Raw genomic sequence first — 15,576 nt, forward strand, 5'->3', positions numbered from 1 at the left:
CGCCGGACGCCCCCTACGCGACCGTAGGCCTGCGGGTCCCGCGTCCGGACGGGGCCGGGCGCCCGGCCGCCCCGGCCGTGACGACATGGGCGAAACAGAAAAATGGTGCTCATCACACCCGCGGGTGCTGGTCAGGAGGGCCCCGCTTCTGTTACCAGTAAGTAGGGAACGGCTCGGGAGGACACATGGCGATCACCTGGCCGCGGACCGCCCACCGGGTGGCGGTCCAGCGCGACCTTCCGGTTCCCATGCCGGACGGGGTCGTCCTCCTGGCCGACCGCTACATCCCGGTCGGGGCCGTGCGCCCGCCCACGATCCTGGTCCGCTCGCCGTACGGCAGGCGCGGGGTCTTCGGCCTCGTGTACGGCCGCGCCTTCGCCCACCGGGGCTTCCAGGTCGTGATGCAGAGCTGCCGGGGCGGCTTCGGCTCGGGCGGCCTGCTCGACCCGCTCGGCGACGAGCACGACGACGGCCTGGCCACCCTCGCCTGGCTGCGCGGGCAGCCCTGGTACGGCGGGAGCCTGGCCATGCAGGGCCCCTCCTACCTCGGCTACACGCAGTGGGCCGTCGCGCCGTTCGCCGGACCGGAGCTGAAGGCCATGGCCACCTCGGTGACCGCCTCGCAGTTCCGCGACGCCGCCTACGTGGGCGGGGCGTTCGCGCTGGAGTCGTCGCTGATCTGGACCACGCTGACCGCCTCGATGGGCAGCCCGCTGGGCGGGGCCGGGGCGCTGCTGGCCCCGCGCAGGACCCGGCGGGCGGCGCTGTCCGGGCGGCCCCTGGCGGAGCTGGACGTGCTGTCGGCGGGCCGGGGCATGCCCTTCTTCCAGGATCTGCTGGCCCACCACGCCGAGCCGGCCGCCTACTGGGGCAGGCGCGACTTCTCGGCCTCGGTGGGCGAGGTCGGGGCCGAGGTCACCATGGTCGGCGGCTGGTACGACGTCTTCCTGCCGTGGCAGGTGAAGGACTACGCGGCGATGCGCGCCGCGGGGCGGCGGCCGCAGCTGACGATCGGCCCCTGGTACCACGCGGACATGCGGCAGATGCGGGCGGCCGGAGCCGACGCGCTGGCCTGGTTCCGGGCGCATCTGATGGGCGACCCGTCGGGGCTGCGGGAGCAGCCGGTCCGGCTCTATGTGACCGGCGCGGAGGAGTGGCGCGACTACCCGGACTGGCCGGTGCCGGGCATGCGGGAGCAGCGCTGGCACCTGCGGCCGGACTCCGGGCTGGCCCCGGAGAATCCGGTGGAGTCGGAGCCGGACCTCTACCGCTACGACCCCGCGCACCCCACCCCGGCGCTGGGCGGCCCGGTGCTGCTGGGCGACTCCCGGCCGCGCGACAACCGGCGCCTGGAGGCCCGGCGCGACGTGCTCGTCTACACCGGCCCCGAGCTGCGCGAGGACACCGACGTGATCGGCCCGGTCCGCGCGGAGATCCACCTGCGCTCCAGCACGCCGTACACCGACGTGGTGGTGCGGGTCTGCGACGTCCACCCGGACGGCGCGTCCTACAACGTCTGCGAGGGGGTGCGGCGGCTCGCCCCCGGGGCGCCCGCGGCGGACGCCGACGGGGTGCGCCGGGTCGAGGTGGACCTGTGGCCGATCGGCCACCGCTTCCGCCGGGGGCACCGGATCCGGGTCCACGTGGCGAGCGGCGCCTACCCCCGCATCGCCCGCAACCTGGGCACCGGCGACCCGCTGGGCACGGCGAGCTCCATGGTCGCCGCGCGGCAGGAGGTCTTCCACGACCCGTCGCGGCCCTCGGCCGTCATCCTGCCCGTCGTCCCCCGCTGACTCCCGCCGGGATCGCGCGCCGCCCGCGGTCTCCGGGGTTCCGGAGGGCCTGTGAGAGGATCGGCGTTCCCGGGAGGCGGAGCGCGCCGTGCGCCCGCGGACGAGCGGACCGGCGGCGTGCGCCGGAGCGGGACGCCCGGGTGGACGGAAGGCGGGGCGATCGTGGCGGCGACGGCGGGGGACCGCGCGGACGGGCTCGATCCGGTCACGAAGGCCGGCTACGAGCTGGAGTTCGAGGACCGCTTCGACGGCGACCGGCTCGACGGGACCCGCTGGATCCCGCACTACCTGCCCCAGTGGAGCAGCCGAGCCGCCTCCGCCGCCCGGTACGAGATCCGCGACGGCCTGCTGCACCTGCTGATCGAGGAGGACCAGGCCCCCTGGTGCCCCGAGCTCGACGGGCGGCTGCGCGTCTCGTCCCTGCAGACCGGCGTCTTCGCCGGGCCCGTGGGCAGCTCCGTCGGGCAGCACGGGCTCGGCCCCGCCGCGGTCGTCCGGGAGGCGCAGCGCGACGTCCGGCTCTACACCCCTCGGTACGGCCTGATCGAGCTGCGGGCCAGGGCGACCGACGACCCCCGCTGCATGGTCGCCCTGTGGATGATCGGCTACGAGGACGAGCCCGAGCGCTCGGCGGAGATCTGCGTCTGCGAGATCTTCGGCCGCGACGTCGGCCCGGACGGCGCGCGGATCGGCATGGGCGTCCACCCCTTCGACGACCCGGCGGTCACCGACGACTTCACGGTCGAGACGCTCCCCATCGACGCCCGGGAGTTCCACGTCTACGCCGCCGAGTGGACTCCCGACCACGTCGCCTTCTTCGTCGACGGGCGGCATGTCAGGACGGTCCGGCAGTCGCCCGCCTACCCCATGCAGCTCATGCTCAACATCTACGAGTTCCCCCCGGAGGACGGGTCGCCGGAGCGCGAGGGCCCCTACCCCAAGCGCTTCACCGTGGACTACGTCAGGGGTTACCGGCCGTCCGGGCGTTAGGGTCGACGGGTGCGCGCGGCGAGGTTGATGTCGGTGATCCTGCTGCTGCAGTCGCGCGGCGGCATGACCGCGGCGGAGCTGGCGCGGGAGCTGGAGGTCTCCGAGCGGACCGTGCACCGGGACGTGCTCGCCCTGTCCGAGGCGGGCGTCCCGGTCTACGCCGACCGGGGGCGCGGCGGCGGCTACCGGCTGCTGGACGGCTACCGCACGCGCCTGACCGGCCTGGACCGGGCCGAGGCGGAGGCGCTGTTCCTGTCCGGGGTGCCCGAGGCGCTGCGCGAGATGGGGCTGGGCGAGGTCGCGGCCACCGCCAGGCTGAAGGCCGCCGCGGCGCTCTCCCCCAGCCTGCGCGACGCCCCCGCGACCGCCACGCAGCGTTTCCACCTCGACGCCCCCGGCTGGTTCGCCGGCGAGCGCCCTCCGCCGCCGGCCCTGGCCCCGCTGGCCAGGGCGGTGTGGGACGACCGCCCGGTCACCGTCCGCTACCGCGAGGCCGAGCGCACGCTGGAGCCCTACGGGCTGGTGCTCAAGGGCGGGGTCTGGTACCTGGCCACCCGCACGGCGATCTACCGGGTGGACCGCTTCGGCGACGTCGTCCTCCACCTCGACCGGCGCTTCGCGCGCGACCGGGACTTCGACCTGGCGGCCTTCTGGGCCGGGCGGGCCGCGGAGTTCTCCCGGTCCCTGTTCTCCCGGTCCCTGCTGAGGGAGCACGTCACCCTGCGGCTCAGCCCGCACGGCCGGCGCGTCCTGCGCTCCGCCGCCGACCCGGCGGCCCTGCCCGACGCGCTCGCCTCCATGGGGGAGCCCGACGGGCAGGGCTGGGTCACCGTCCGCCTGCCCGTCGAGTCCTACGAGGTCGCCTACGGTCAGGTGCTGCGCTTCGGCCCGGACGCGGAGGTCCTGGACCCGCCCGGACTGCGCGCCCTCATGGCCGGGGCCGCCGCCCGCATGACCGCTCTGTACGGCTGAGCGCGCCGGGCCCCGCGCCGCCCGGACGCCGGGCCCGCCGCCCGCGGAGGGGCCGGGCCTCCGCGCCGTCCGGCCGCGTCCTTCTCACCGGTAGCCGGTGGCGTCGGCGGGCCTGCCCGCCGCCTCGACCTCCGCCATGTAGCGCCAGGCGTCCGGCCTGCTGCCGTCGACATCGGTGAAGCCGTACTCCCGGGCGAGCTGCCCGCTGGAGAGCGACCGCCCCGACCAGCGCTCCCGTTCCGGGTCGGCGGCCAGGGCGGCGACCGCGCGGCCGGTGAACGCGGGCGACTCGGAGATGACGAAGTGCGGCTGGTCGACGGTGGCGTCGCGCCAGTTCTCCTCGGTCACGCCGAAGCCCTCCAGCATCGCCTCCGAGCGGATCCAGCCCGGGGTGAGGGAGACCGCGGTGCAGCCGTGCGGGCGCAGTTCGTGGGCCTGGGAGAAGGCCAGCCGGTTCACCGAGATCTTGGCCAGGTCGTAGAAGACGCACAACCGGTAGTTGGCGGAGTTGTACTCCCAGGTGCCGTCGGTGACCTCGACGAGCAGGCCGCCCGGGCTCCTGATCATCAGAGGCAGGGCGTGGTGGCTGGTGACGAGGTGGGTCTCGACCGCCAGGCGGAGCAGGCGCAGGCCGTCGTCCAGCGGGTGCTCCCAGAGCGGGGTGTTCCAGGCGGCGAGCCTGTCGGCGCCCCAGACGTCGTTGACGAGCACGTCGAGCCGGCCCTGCTCGGCGTCGATCCGCTCCACCAGCGCCCGGACCTGTTCGGTGTCCAGGTGGTCCACCCGGAGCGCGATCCCCTCGCCGCCCGCCCGCGTCACCAGTTCGGCCGTCTCCTCGATGGTCTCCGGCCGGTCCATCTCCGAGCGCTGCTCCCGCGTGCTGCGCCCGGTGCAGTAGACCGTGGCCCCGGCCGCGCCCAGCTCGACCGCTATCGCCCGGCCCGTCGCCCGCGTCGCCCCGGCGACGAGGGCGACCTTTCCCTTCAGCGTCGTTTCCATGGCCATGATGCTTCCGCGAAAAGAGGACATCCCATGTCATGTTTTCCCGCCCCTTTTTCCGGCCTCCCGGCCCATGGGACCCACCCCTCCGGTGTGATAAGTAATTCATTACTTCGACGAGCGAGGAGACCATGGCCGACAACAGCGAGTTCGAGCTGCGCGGGGTCAACCACGTGGCGCTGGTGTGCTCCGACATGAAGCAGACCGTCGACTTCTACTCCGGCGTCCTCGGCATGCCGCTGATCAAGACGATCGAGCTGCCGATGGGCTGGGGCCAGCACTTCTTCTTCGACTGCGGGGGCGGCAACGCGCTGGCGTTCTTCTGGTTCCCCGACGCCCCCGAGCCGGTCCCCGGCGTCTCGGCGCCGAAGAACCTGCCCGACCGGGGCGAGCTGCTCTCGGCGGTCGGGTCGATGAACCACATCGCCTTCGACGTCGCACCGGAGAAGATCGAGGAGTACCGGGAGAAGCTCGTCTCCAAGGGCGTGGACGTCGGGGTGATCCTCAACCACGACGACAGCGAGTTCGGCGTGGCGCCGACGATGCAGGAGGGCGTGTTCGTCCGGTCGATCTACTTCAAGGACCCCGACGGCATCCTGATGGAGTTCGCGGCGTGGACGCGCGCGCTCGACCGGCCCGAGGACGTGCGGCACGAGCCGAAGACCGCCGCCGAGCGGACCGTGTGATGCCGCGCCTGCGCCAGGTCCCCCGCGACCGGGTCACCGACCCGCTCACCCTCTTCTTCTACGACCGCCTCTTCGGCGCCGGCCGCGACCCGGTCGCCGAGCCGGGCACCGCGACCGGCTCGCCCGGCGACTGGTGGACGGTCTTCGCACTGCATCCGGCGATCCTCAAGCACTGCGTGAAGGGCTTCCAGCTCTACCGCGAGGCCGGCCTCGACCCGGTCCTGCGCGAGCTGGGCCAGGCGCGGGCCGGATGGGCGCGGGGCAGCCAGTTCGTCTTCTCCCAGCACTGCAAGCAGCTGCGGGCGATCGGGGTCCCCGACGAGAAGGTCCAGGCGGTCGCGTACTGGCAGGTCAGCCCGTGCTTCGACGAGCTGGAACGGGCCGTGCTCGGCTACACCGACGGGCTGGTGCTGGACGGCGGCCGGGTGCACGACGAGATCTTCGCGGTGCTGAAGGCGCACCTGGCCGACGAGCAGATCCTGGAGCTCACCTACATCACCTGCCTCTACGAAATGCACGCCACCATGTCGAGGGCGCTCCGCCTGGAATTCGACGACCGGCCCGAACCGGTCGTCGAGGTGGCCGCGCCCGAGGGGTACGGCAGCCGCGACATCGCCGACGACATCTCAGGAGGCGGCTGAGGGCCGGTCGCGCGGGCGGCCGATGACCGTTCGTCGCGCCAACCGGCCCGTTCGGCGATCGGTGACCACAACGAAACAGACCCATGATTACTCTGCCGGTCAACCCGAACGGGCCGGCCCGGCCGGCCCGTCCCGCACACCTGGGAGACCGCGTTGACCGTGCCGAACGGGGACCGGAGCGACCGAAGCCCGTGGAACTGGCTGCTCGTCGTGCCGATCGTCCTTCCCCTGCTGCCCTTCCTGTTCAACTCCGACGAACCCCGCCTGCTCGGTTTCCCGCTGTTCTACTGGCTCCAGCTCGCCTTCATCGCGGTCGGCGTCACCTGCACCACGGTCGTCTACCAGATGACCAAGCGGGGGCGGTGACCCCGTGCAGGAGCATCTGACCGAGATCATCGTCTTCACCTTCCTGTTCCTGCTCGTCAGCGGCATGGGCTTCGTGGCCGCCCGCTGGCGGCGCCCGCAGGACCTGGCCAGCCTGGACGAGTGGGGCCTGGGCGGCCGGAACTTCGGCTCCTGGATCACCTGGTTCCTCGTCGGCGGCGACCTCTACACCGCCTACACCTTCGTGGCCGTGCCCGCCCTGCTCTGGAGCGCGGGCGCGATGGGCTTCTTCGCGGTGCCGTACACGATCGTGATCTACCCGATGGTCTTCCTGGTGCTGATCCGGCTCTGGTCGGTCTCGCACATCCACGGCTTCGTCACCCCGGCCGACTTCGTCCGGGCCCGTTTCGGCTCCCCGACGCTGGCGCTGCTGGTGGCGATCACCGGCATCGTGGCGACCATGCCGTACATCGCGCTGCAGCTCGTCGGCATCGAGGCCGTGCTGAAGTCGATGGGCGTGACCGGGCACCTGCCGATCATCATCGCGTTCGCGATCCTGGCCGCCTACACCTACCAGTCGGGCCTGCGCGCCCCGGCGCTGATCGCCTTCGTCAAGGACACGCTGATCTACGTCGTGATCCTGGTCGCGATCATCGTCATCCCGGCCAAGCTGGGCGGCTGGGGGGCCGTCTTCGACGCGGCCGAGGCCAAGTTCGCCGCCTCCCCCGCCCCCGGCGACGGCATCCTGCTCAACGCCAACAACCAGCTGCAGTACATCACGCTGGCCTTCGGCTCGGCGCTGGCGCTGTTCCTCTACCCGCACAGCATCACCGGCGTGCTGGCCTCCCGGAACCGGGACGTGATCAAGCGGAACATGTCCGCGCTCCCGGCCTACAGCCTGCTGCTCGGCCTGATCGCGCTGCTCGGCTACATGGCCATCGCGGCCGGGACCACGCCGATCGGCAAGGACAACAACACGATCGTGCCGCGGCTGTTCGACCAGATGTTCCCCGACTGGTTCACCGGCGTGGCCTACGCCGCGGTCGGCATCGGCGCGCTGGTCCCCGCCGCGATCATGTCGATCGCCGCGGCGAACCTGTTCACCCGCAACGTCTACAAGGAGTACATCAAGCGGGACGCGAGCGACGCCGACGAGGCCCGCGTCTCGAAGATCACCTCACTGCTGGTCAAGGTCGGCGCGGTGGCCTGCATCCTGTTCCTCGACACCGGCTTCTCCATCGACCTGCAGCTCATCGGCGGCGTCATCATCCTGCAGACGCTCCCGGCAGTGGCGCTGGGCCTGTACACCCGCTGGTTCCACCGCGGCGGCCTGATCGCCGGCTGGGCCGCGGGCATGACCGCGGGCATGGTCCTGCTCTACAACGTCGGCAACCCGGCCACCGGCAAGCTGCACTTCGCCGGATCGGCGTTCCCGCTGGAGAGGCTCGGCCTGGACACCAAGATGACCGTCTACGCGGGCATCCTGGCCCTGGCCGTGAACCTGGTCGTGGCCGCCCTCGGCACGGTCCTCGCCCGGTCCATGAAGCTGGCCGACGGCGGCGACGCCACCCGTCCCGACCACTACCTCGCCGACGAGGGCGATCCCCGCGTCAAGGACCTCGACCTCACGCCGGGAACCCACTGACCCTCTCCACGATCGGGTACGGCTCGCGCCTCGCGGTGGCGGCGCGAGCCGTACCGGCATGCGGGGCCGTACCGGCGGCACGGCGGGCGCCCGCACCGGAAGAGGCGGACCGCGGGCCGGACGGGCCCTCCGCGCGTCAGCCGTCGAGGTAGGCCGGGTTCGCCACCGCGAGCTTGTCCCGAACGGCCTCGGTCAGAGCGGCGACGAGACCGGGGTGGTCCAGCCCCTCGCGGACCGCGGCGGCGAGCTCGGCGTCGGAGGCGAAGCCCAGCCCGCCGAGGCGGGCCGCGTGCGCGGCCGCCTGCCCCGGGCCGAGCTCCAGTTCCCGCTCGACCATGCCGAGCACGTTGGCGGCGACCCGGGTGTGGAAGCGGACCCGGCCCTCGACGGCGGGGAGCACGTCGCTCTCCAGGAAGTCGCGGACCGCGGCGACGAGCCGGGCCGCCGACGGGACGTCGTGGGGGCCCGCGGGCACGGGCGGGGAGACGCCCGGACCGGGAGCGGCGGAGGCGGCGCCGTGGGGACCGGGACCGGCCGGGGGCGGCGACGGCTCTTCCGGCCGGTCCGGCGTCCGCGGATCCTCCGGCGCCCTGGGGTGCGACATAAGGGACTCCTTATCCGTTGACTGGGCAACGAATCTCCGGTGAGATCATCGCATGACCTTCGCCGTTCCCGACAGCGTGCGCCCGCTCCGCGACGCCGTCCACGCGTTCATGACCGAGCGGGTCGAGCCCGCCGAGGACGTCCTGCACCGGGGCGGACCCGAGGCCTCGGCGGTCCTGGTCGAGCTCCAGGAGGAGGCGAGGAAGGCGGGGCTGTGGGCCCTGGGCCACCCGGCCGAGCTGGGCGGCGGGGGCCTGCCCTTCCTCGACTACGTCTACGTCAACGAGGTCCAGGGGCGCAGCGAGTTCGGGCAGCTGGCGCTCGGCACGTTCACGCTGCAGGACTCGCTGATGCTCCACGAGTTCGCCGGTCCCGAGCAGCGCGAGCGGTTCCTCGAACCGCTGGTCCGGGCGGAGATCTGGCCGAGCTTCGCGATGACCGAGCCCGCCGTCTCCAGCAGCGACCCCACCCAGCTGCGCACCGAGGCCGTGCTGGACGGCGACGAGTGGGTGATCAACGGGCACAAGTGGTTCACCACCGGCGCGAACCGGGCCGCCTACACGACCGTCATGTGCCGCACCGAGCCGGACGCCCCGCCGCACCTGGCCTTCTCGATGATCCTCGTGCCGACCGGCACGCCCGGATACACGATCGTCCGCGACACACCGGTGCTGGGCCTCGACGGCGGCCACTGCGAGGTCCGCTACGAGGACGTCCGCGTCCCGGCCGCCAACCTCCTCGGCCCGCGAGGCCAGGGGTTCGTCATCGCCCAGCGGAGGCTGGGCCCGGGCCGGATCTTCCACTGCATGCGCTGGCTCGGCCAGGCCCAGCGGGCCTTCGACCTGATGTGCCGCCGCCTGCACGAGCGCAGCTCCTTCGGCCGCCCGCTGGCGGACCGGCAGCTGATGCGGCAGCACGTGTTCGACTCCTACACCGAGATCCAGTCGGCCCGCCTGCTGACCCTGCACGCCGCCCGGGCGATCGACCGGGGCGAGCAGGCGCGGGTGGAGATCGGCGCCGTCAAGGTGGCCGGGGCGCGGATGCTGCACAACGTGATCGACCGGGCCGTCCAGGTGTACGGCGCCGCGGGCCTGACGCCCGACACCCCGCTGGACCGGATGTACCGGCACGCCCGCGCCGGGCGCATCTACGACGGCCCCGACGAGGTGCACATCGACGCGGTCGGCCGCCGGATCCTCGGCGAGTACGCCGCCGGCGGCAACTGGGAGTTCGGCCTGCGGTAGGGGACCGGCACGCGGCGCCGGGGCGACCGCCGGGTCCGGCCGTCCGCCGGGTACCGGGGACGGGGCGTGCGGGACGGCGAGCGGACACGGTACGACGGAGAGGCCCGATGGACAGAGAAGAGATCCTCACCGGCGCGCTCGGCGAGGGCACGGCGGTCGCGGCGGAGGTCCGGCTTCCGGGCGGGGCGTCCCGCGAGACGTGGGCGCTCGACGCGGTGGACCCCGGCGGCGGCGTCCACGAGCTGATCCTGCGCCTCGACTCGCCCGGTTCCGCTCCGGGGGCGGGGATCGGGCTGGCCGGAGAGGCCGCGCTGATGCGGGCCGCCGCCGCGGAGGGCGTCCCGGTCCCCCGGATCCTGTCGGCCGGCGAGGCGCACATCCTGATGACCCGGGTGGCCGGGGAGACGATCCCCCGCAGGATCCTCCGGGACGAGGCGTTCGCCGCGGTACGGCCCCGCCTGGCGGCCCGGTGCGGGGAGATCCTCGCCGCGGTCCACCGCATGCCGCTCTCCTGCCTGCCCGGGACGCCCGCGCCGCCCGAGGCCTCCCCGGATCCCCGGTCCCCGCGGACCGGATCCGGTCCGCGGGCCGTACCCGCTCCGCAGAGCGCGCCGGACGACCCGCTGGCGGCCTGGCGCGACCTCCTGGACCTGACCGGGCAACCGCACCCGGTCTTCGAACTCGCCCTCCGGCGCCTGGCCGCCTCCCGGCCCCCGGGCGACCGGACCACCGTCGTGCACGGCGACTTCCGCAACGGCAACCTGATCATCGCACCCGACGGCGTCAGGGCGGTGCTGGACTGGGAGCTGGCCCATGCGGGAGACCCGCTGGAGGACCTCGGCTGGTTGTGCGTGAAGTCGTGGCGGTTCGGCTCACCGCTGCCGGTCGGCGGGTTCGGTGAGTACGACGAGCTCGTCGAGGCCTACGAGAAGGCGAGCGGATACCGGGTGGATCGGGACGCGCTGCGCTGGTGGGAGATCTTCGGCGTGCTCAAGTGGGGCATCATCTGCGTCATGCAGGCCATGCGGCACCTGGGCGGCGGCGCCCGGTCGGTGGAGCTCGCCGCGATCGGCCGCCGCGTCTGCGAGACCGAATGGGACCTGCTGCGCGTTCTCTGATCCGGGGTCTCCGCCGGTCGCATGGCTCCCGCTCCGGCCGCCCCCGCGTCCCCGCCGCCGCTCACGGCTTCAGCGTGAGCCTCTTCCTCGACGCACCCGGGAACACGACGACCAGGTGCTGCTCCTCTCCCGCGTCGTCGACCCGCACGTGGACGCGGAGCCGGTAGCGGCCCTTCCCCGCGATCGCCAGGTTCGGTATCGGGGCACCGGCGCCCACGCCGTCCCCGTCCATCTCCGGCACGGTGAGCCGGCCGCTGCGGCTGACGACCGGCACCTCGGTGACCTGGTCCCATCCGGCCGTCCGCCGTGGCGGCGCGGTGCGGAAGGCCTTCACCGTGAGGCACAGATCGATGACGTCCTCGATGTGCCCGACGAGCACCGCGCTGCCGGCCACCCCGATGAGGGCGTTGTCGTCGTAGAGCTTGTCGATCGCCTGCTCCGCCGCCTCGCCGACCGTTTCGTCGCCGGGGTCGTGGACCAGATAGCCGTGATCGCCGTCGGCGAACAGGAAGTATTTGGCCGTGGCCTGGACGGCACCCTTCCTCCGGGGCCACGGGTCGCGGCACTTCGCGTTCTCCTCGGCGACGAAGGCGGTGTTCGCCGCCTCCGTCTCCGCGGTCGACCGCAGCAGCTCGGGGTGGGTCGCGCCGACGATCTCCGGGCAGATGTAGACGAGGTCCCACGGGTCCGCGCCCCAGGCGGGCCGCGCGCTCCCGGCCCGCGCCAGGATCGCCTCCTGCTCGCCGCGCTCCTTCGCACGGCACAGCGCCCGCCCGTAGGCGAGGATCTCCTGGTCCGACAGGTCGTCCGGGAACATGGACGAGCCCCCGCTCGCTGTGTCCCGCGCCCGGCACAGGAACGCGGCCTCGCGTTCCGCAGGCTTCAGGTCGCCGAAGGCGGGCCGGTCGTAGCAGTCCGCCGACCAGCCGCTGTAGGTGAGGTGCGGGGTCCGCTCCGGGTGGATCAGCGCGATGACCGGCAGTACGGCCACGGCCGCCACCGTGACGCGGACCACGCGCCGCGTGGGCGGAAGGTCCGCCGGGCGGTCCTCAGCGGGCAGTTCGCGGGCGGTCGCCGCGATCCACACGGTGCTGACGAGCCCCACCGCGTCCACCGCGACCAGCATCGCCAGATCGCCGCTGGAGATCCTTCCGAAGAGAGCGCCGAGCGGGATCCCCAGCACGTAGACGCCCGCCGACGACCACCCGGCGGCCAGCGTGCCACGGCTCCACCGGCCGTCGCGCCGCTGCCCGACGACCGTGAGGATGATCGCCGCCACTCCGCCCAGCATCAAGCCCGGTTCGGCGATGCCGCCCGATCCGAGCTCCGGGAGGTCGAGCTCGTCGAGCAGCTCGTTGGCCGTCCCGGCCAGCTCGACCGCGAACATCGCTCCGGCCGCCGCGCGCAGTACGCGGGACCGCCAGCGGATGACGAGCAGGAAGAGGACGTCGATCGCGGTCCACAGCGCGAGCTGGAACGCCGCGTCCACCGCGCCGGGGAGCAGCGCGATCGGATACCACAGCACGAGGGTGTACGCCACCGCCAGATACAGCAGCCGGCGCAGCGCCCTCGCCCGGCGGTCCAGCGGCCCCGGCGCGGGGGCGCGCAGGATCAGCCACAGGAACGCGGCCTTCACCAGGGCGGCCACGAGCAGTGTCGCAACCGTCAGGGTGTCGAACCCGTCGGGTGCGTAGAACTCCGCATAGACCGGCGGCGACCATTCGACGGCCGCCCAGAGCCAGGCGTCGCCGAGCACCAGGCCCGCGACCGCCGCAGCAAGAACCAGACCTACTAATCCGACCCTGGCAATCCGCCAGAAACCATCCGAAAACACAGGATGCGATCTTAGTGCGGCACCGCCGCGCAGGCGGACTCAGGGAAACGGGCGGTCCCGCCCCGCCGATCAGACGCCATGACCTCCGACACGACTTCGAAGGGCCGCGATCCGCCGTCTCCGGAGGGCGGACCCGTGTCAGCCGAGACTCGGTGCCGGGGCGTCCTCCTCCGCCGTCATCCTGGTGACGAGCAGGCGCCAGATGACGAGCTGCAGCAGGGCGAGAGTCAGGGCGAAGGGCATCAGGGTCCACACGCCGACGCCCTGCGCGACGGCTCCGGCCAGCCAGGGGAACGCGGAGCCCCCGATGACCGACACCCCGTTCATAACGCCGATGGCCGTGGGCACCAGCCGGGGCGCGGTCAGTCTCGGCACCACCACCATCGCGGTCGGGAAGAGCGGTCCGAGGAAGAAACCGAGCAGTGCGAACCCGGCGGCGGCCACCATGGCCACCGGCGCCATCCAGGTCAGCGCGGCGCTCGCCGTGACGCCGAACAGGCACACGAAGGCCATTCCGGTCGCCGTCAGCCCCAGCCTGGCGGCGACCGGGCTGATCAGGAACCGGCCCAGGGTCAACCCGAGCCAGTAACCGCTGACGGTGTACCCGGCCGCCAGATCCGGCTGCTCGTACTCCTCGACCATGAAACTGAAGCCCCAGTTGCCCACGCCGATCTCCAGTCCGACGTAGACGGCGAGGAACACCGAGGCCAGCAGCACACCGGGCATCCTGAGGGCGGCGGCCAGCAGGCCCTTCCCCGGTTTCTCCGAGGCGCCGCCGGGGCCGTCCGAGGTACCGCCAGGCTCGTCGAGGGCCGCCGGCACACCGGACTGCGGCTCCTTCCCCTCCGCACGGCCTGCGGCGGCGCCGCTCCCCGGATAGGCCATCAGAAAGCCCGCCGTCAGCGGCAGGCACAGGACGGCCAGCACCAGCCAGACGGCCGTCCAGGGCAGGAAACCCAGCATCCAGGCGGCCAGCAGCGGGCCGAGCAGCGCGCCGACGCCGAAGAACGCGTGCAGGTGGTTGAGCAGGGTCGTGGCCGACGGCAACCGGGTGAGGTGGGCGTTGAGCACGGACTCCAGCACACCGGTCCCGTATCCGGCCATCACCTGCACCGCCACGAGCGCGACGAACGGCGGGCGGGTGGCCGTGTACAGCCCGGCCAGCACGAACGCGCCGCCGCCGGCGACGAGCGCGGCCCGGGTGCCGAGACGGTCCACCAGCGACCCGGCGGTGGCTCCGGCGAGCATGAAGCCCGCGGAGAAGGTGAAGAAGGTGATCCCGATGGTGGTCTTGTCCACGCCGTAATCGTCGATCTGCGCGGGCAGCAGTACGCCGCCCACCCCGGCGCTCATCCCCACCAGCACGAAGACCGCGTACGCCAAGGCCACCGAGACCCGCCACCGACCATGCAAGACGGACACCATGACTCCCGGAGAACGGAGGACGGAGGAACCAGAACCGGAATCGGAATCGGAATCGGAATCGGCGGACAGTCGCGGGTGGTACGGCACGCTCCGGCCGCGCCCTGCGGGCGACGCCAGGTCGCCCAGCCCAAGCCTGGGTGATCACCGCCGTGTTTGTAAAGGGTGCGCCGGACCGCCCCGGCCGCTTCCGGAACAGTGGAAAGGCCGCTCGCAGAGGGCCTGGCACGCTCCCGGGCGGCCATCGCCCCCGGACAGGGGCGCCCTCCCCGGATGACGGACCAGGACGGTCCCCGATCCCGTCACCCCCCCGAGGCTCCGAAGCCCCGAGACCCCTACACCTTTCCGGGAACCGGCCTCCGGGAGCAGGCCACCAGAAAATCGCTCAGCCTGCTGACGCCGTTGCGGGTGACCCCTTGACCGGCCACTTGCATTTTGCAAGTATCAAGTCATGAACTTCTTCGCGAACTTCCCGGTCGCCGATCTCGAACGCTCCAAGGCGTTCTTCACCGCCCTCGGCTGGAGCATCAACGAGGCCGTCACCGACGACAACGCCGCGTGCTTCATCCTCGATGACGACCTGTACCTGATGGCGCTCCGCCGCGACTACTACGCGAGCCTCGGCGACGGCAGCAAGCAGGTCGGCGACCCGGCGACGACCTCGCTGGTCACCTTCGCGTTCGACTTCCCGACCCGTGCCGACGTGGACGCGTTCGTCGCGAAGGCGGAGGCCGCCGGCGCAAAACTCGGCGGAACGGATGACTACGGCTTCATGTACCAGCGGCAGTTCGAAGACCCGGACGGCAACCACTTCGCGCCGTTCTGGACGGACCCGGACGGCCCGTCCGCGAAGTGACGCCCGGCGACAGGGACGGCCTCGCCGCAGCGCTCGAACTCGTCGGCCAGCGTTGGGCGCTCCTGATCGTCCGCAGCCTCCTCGGCGGCGCCAAGCGCTACGGCGACCTCCAGCGCGAGCTCGGCGCACCCACGAACATCCTCGCCACCCGGCTGCGGGAACTGCACGCGGCAGACATCCTGTACCGGGTCCCGCTCGCGCACAACGTGCTCGCATACGCCCTCACCGAACGCGGGGCCGCGCTCCGGGAGAGCATCGACGCCCTGACCCGGTGGGGCGAGGGAGAGCAGCGGTAACACGCCACCGGAAAACACGAAAGGGGCCGTCCCCTTCCGGGACGGCCCCCTCCGAAACACAGAAAGGGCCACCCCGAAGGATGGCCCTCACTGAAAAGATTGTCCGGCGGCGACCTACTCTCCCACACCCTCCCGAGTGCAGTACCATCGGCG

Annotated in this window: 15 protein-coding genes; 11 read left to right on the forward strand and 4 right to left on the reverse strand. The window is 72.6% G+C overall.

All coding sequences use genetic code 11. The features are described from left to right. Nucleotides 1–185 precede the first annotated feature (185 nt). The 3 genes from FHS22_RS31235 to FHS22_RS31245 all read left to right on the forward strand — a co-directional run bounded on the left by FHS22_RS31235 (nucleotide 186) and on the right by FHS22_RS31245 (nucleotide 3,755). Nucleotides 186–1,793 (forward strand): CocE/NonD family hydrolase, encoded by a 1,608-nt coding sequence (locus FHS22_RS31235; RefSeq protein ID WP_184947710.1) that lies wholly within the window; start codon nucleotides 186–188, stop codon nucleotides 1,791–1,793. A 162-nt stretch (nucleotides 1,794–1,955) separates the two neighbouring features. Further along, nucleotides 1,956–2,783, forward strand: a complete 828-nt coding sequence (locus tag FHS22_RS31240; protein ID WP_338048034.1) for a glycoside hydrolase family 16 protein — start codon at nucleotides 1,956–1,958, stop codon at nucleotides 2,781–2,783. A gap of 9 nt (nucleotides 2,784–2,792) precedes the next feature. After that, the gene (locus FHS22_RS31245; RefSeq protein ID WP_184947712.1) at nucleotides 2,793–3,755 is read left to right on the forward strand and encodes a WCX domain-containing protein; all 963 of its coding nucleotides are present in this window, start codon (nucleotides 2,793–2,795) and stop codon (nucleotides 3,753–3,755) included. Between the two features lie 84 nt (nucleotides 3,756–3,839). Here the strand turns inward: FHS22_RS31245 and FHS22_RS31250 are convergent, their stop codons facing one another. Beyond that, nucleotides 3,840–4,754, reverse strand: coding sequence for an SDR family oxidoreductase (locus tag FHS22_RS31250; protein ID WP_184947714.1), 915 nt, complete (start codon nucleotides 4,752–4,754; stop codon nucleotides 3,840–3,842). Between the two features lie 131 nt (nucleotides 4,755–4,885). Between FHS22_RS31250 and FHS22_RS31255 the strand changes: the two genes are divergently transcribed. The 4 genes from FHS22_RS31255 (at nucleotide 4,886) to mctP (ending at nucleotide 8,050) form a co-directional block, all read left to right on the forward strand. Beyond that, on the forward strand, nucleotides 4,886–5,440 hold the full coding sequence (locus FHS22_RS31255; RefSeq protein WP_184947716.1) for a VOC family protein: 555 nt from the start codon (nucleotides 4,886–4,888) through the stop codon (nucleotides 5,438–5,440). Then, nucleotides 5,440–6,081 carry a carboxymuconolactone decarboxylase family protein gene (locus FHS22_RS31260; protein WP_184947718.1) on the forward strand — a complete coding sequence of 214 codons (642 nt, stop codon included), beginning with the start codon at nucleotides 5,440–5,442 and terminating at the stop codon, nucleotides 6,079–6,081. Before FHS22_RS31255 ends, FHS22_RS31260 begins: the two co-directional genes overlap by 1 nt. A 159-nt stretch (nucleotides 6,082–6,240) precedes the next feature. Continuing rightward, on the forward strand, nucleotides 6,241–6,447 hold the full coding sequence (locus tag FHS22_RS31265; RefSeq protein ID WP_338048037.1) for a DUF3311 domain-containing protein: 207 nt from the start codon (nucleotides 6,241–6,243) through the stop codon (nucleotides 6,445–6,447). 4 nt (nucleotides 6,448–6,451) lie between these two features. After that, nucleotides 6,452–8,050, forward strand: a complete 1,599-nt coding sequence (gene mctP, locus FHS22_RS31270; protein ID WP_338048035.1) for a monocarboxylate uptake permease MctP — start codon at nucleotides 6,452–6,454, stop codon at nucleotides 8,048–8,050. A gap of 136 nt (nucleotides 8,051–8,186) precedes the next feature. Here the strand turns inward: mctP and FHS22_RS31275 are convergent, their stop codons facing one another. Continuing rightward, on the reverse strand, nucleotides 8,187–8,654 hold the full coding sequence (locus FHS22_RS31275) for a DUF6285 domain-containing protein (RefSeq protein WP_221474339.1): 468 nt from the start codon (nucleotides 8,652–8,654) through the stop codon (nucleotides 8,187–8,189). 52 nt (nucleotides 8,655–8,706) lie between these two features. Between FHS22_RS31275 and FHS22_RS31280 the strand changes: the two genes are divergently transcribed. Together FHS22_RS31280 and FHS22_RS31285 are read left to right on the forward strand one after the other, a co-directional pair. Continuing rightward, entirely contained in the window at nucleotides 8,707–9,897 is a 1,191-nt protein-coding gene (locus FHS22_RS31280; protein WP_184947721.1) for an acyl-CoA dehydrogenase family protein, read from the forward strand. A gap of 107 nt (nucleotides 9,898–10,004) precedes the next feature. Next, complete coding sequence (locus FHS22_RS31285) at nucleotides 10,005–11,015, forward strand: phosphotransferase family protein (RefSeq protein WP_184947723.1); 1,011 nt, start codon at nucleotides 10,005–10,007, stop codon at nucleotides 11,013–11,015. A 61-nt stretch (nucleotides 11,016–11,076) separates the two neighbouring features. On the opposite strand, the gene FHS22_RS31290 is transcribed toward FHS22_RS31285, so the two are convergent. Beyond that, a complete protein-coding gene (locus FHS22_RS31290) occupies nucleotides 11,077–12,849 on the reverse strand; it encodes a hypothetical protein (RefSeq protein ID WP_184947725.1) in 1,773 nt (590 codons plus the stop codon). A gap of 138 nt (nucleotides 12,850–12,987) precedes the next feature. Continuing rightward, nucleotides 12,988–14,262: an MFS transporter gene (locus FHS22_RS31295; protein ID WP_221474340.1), complete on the reverse strand. Its 1,275-nt coding sequence runs from the start codon at nucleotides 14,260–14,262 to the stop codon at nucleotides 12,988–12,990. Between the two features lie 460 nt (nucleotides 14,263–14,722). Between FHS22_RS31295 and FHS22_RS31300 the strand changes: the two genes are divergently transcribed. Further along, on the forward strand, nucleotides 14,723–15,127 hold the full coding sequence (locus FHS22_RS31300) for a VOC family protein (protein WP_184947729.1): 405 nt from the start codon (nucleotides 14,723–14,725) through the stop codon (nucleotides 15,125–15,127). Then, entirely contained in the window at nucleotides 15,124–15,423 is a 300-nt protein-coding gene (locus tag FHS22_RS31305; protein ID WP_184947730.1) for a winged helix-turn-helix transcriptional regulator, read from the forward strand. The genes FHS22_RS31300 and FHS22_RS31305 overlap by 4 nt, the downstream gene beginning before the upstream one ends. The last annotated feature ends 153 nt before the right edge of the window (nucleotides 15,424–15,576 follow it).

This window comes from Thiemannella venezuelensis (genome assembly GCF_014203605.1).
In the GTDB taxonomy this organism is placed as follows: domain Bacteria; phylum Actinomycetota; class Actinomycetes; order Streptosporangiales; family Streptosporangiaceae; genus Planomonospora_A; species Planomonospora_A venezuelensis.

Bases quoted from the DNA above. Each gene is read 5' to 3' on its own strand.
- FHS22_RS31235 (WP_184947710.1), top strand. From the start codon at position 186: ATGGCGATCACCTGGCCGCGGACCGCCCACCGGGTGGCGGTCCAGCGC.
- FHS22_RS31250 (WP_184947714.1), bottom strand. From the start codon at position 4,754: ATGGAAACGACGCTGAAGGGAAAGGTCGCCCTCGTCGCCGGGGCGACG.
- FHS22_RS31255 (WP_184947716.1), top strand. From the start codon at position 4,886: ATGGCCGACAACAGCGAGTTCGAGCTGCGCGGGGTCAACCACGTGGCG.
- FHS22_RS31260 (WP_184947718.1), top strand. From the start codon at position 5,440: ATGCCGCGCCTGCGCCAGGTCCCCCGCGACCGGGTCACCGACCCGCTC.
- FHS22_RS31275 (WP_221474339.1), bottom strand. From the start codon at position 8,654: ATGTCGCACCCCAGGGCGCCGGAGGATCCGCGGACGCCGGACCGGCCG.
- FHS22_RS31280 (WP_184947721.1), top strand. From the start codon at position 8,707: ATGACCTTCGCCGTTCCCGACAGCGTGCGCCCGCTCCGCGACGCCGTC.
- FHS22_RS31285 (WP_184947723.1), top strand. From the start codon at position 10,005: ATGGACAGAGAAGAGATCCTCACCGGCGCGCTCGGCGAGGGCACGGCG.
- FHS22_RS31300 (WP_184947729.1), top strand. From the start codon at position 14,723: ATGAACTTCTTCGCGAACTTCCCGGTCGCCGATCTCGAACGCTCCAAG.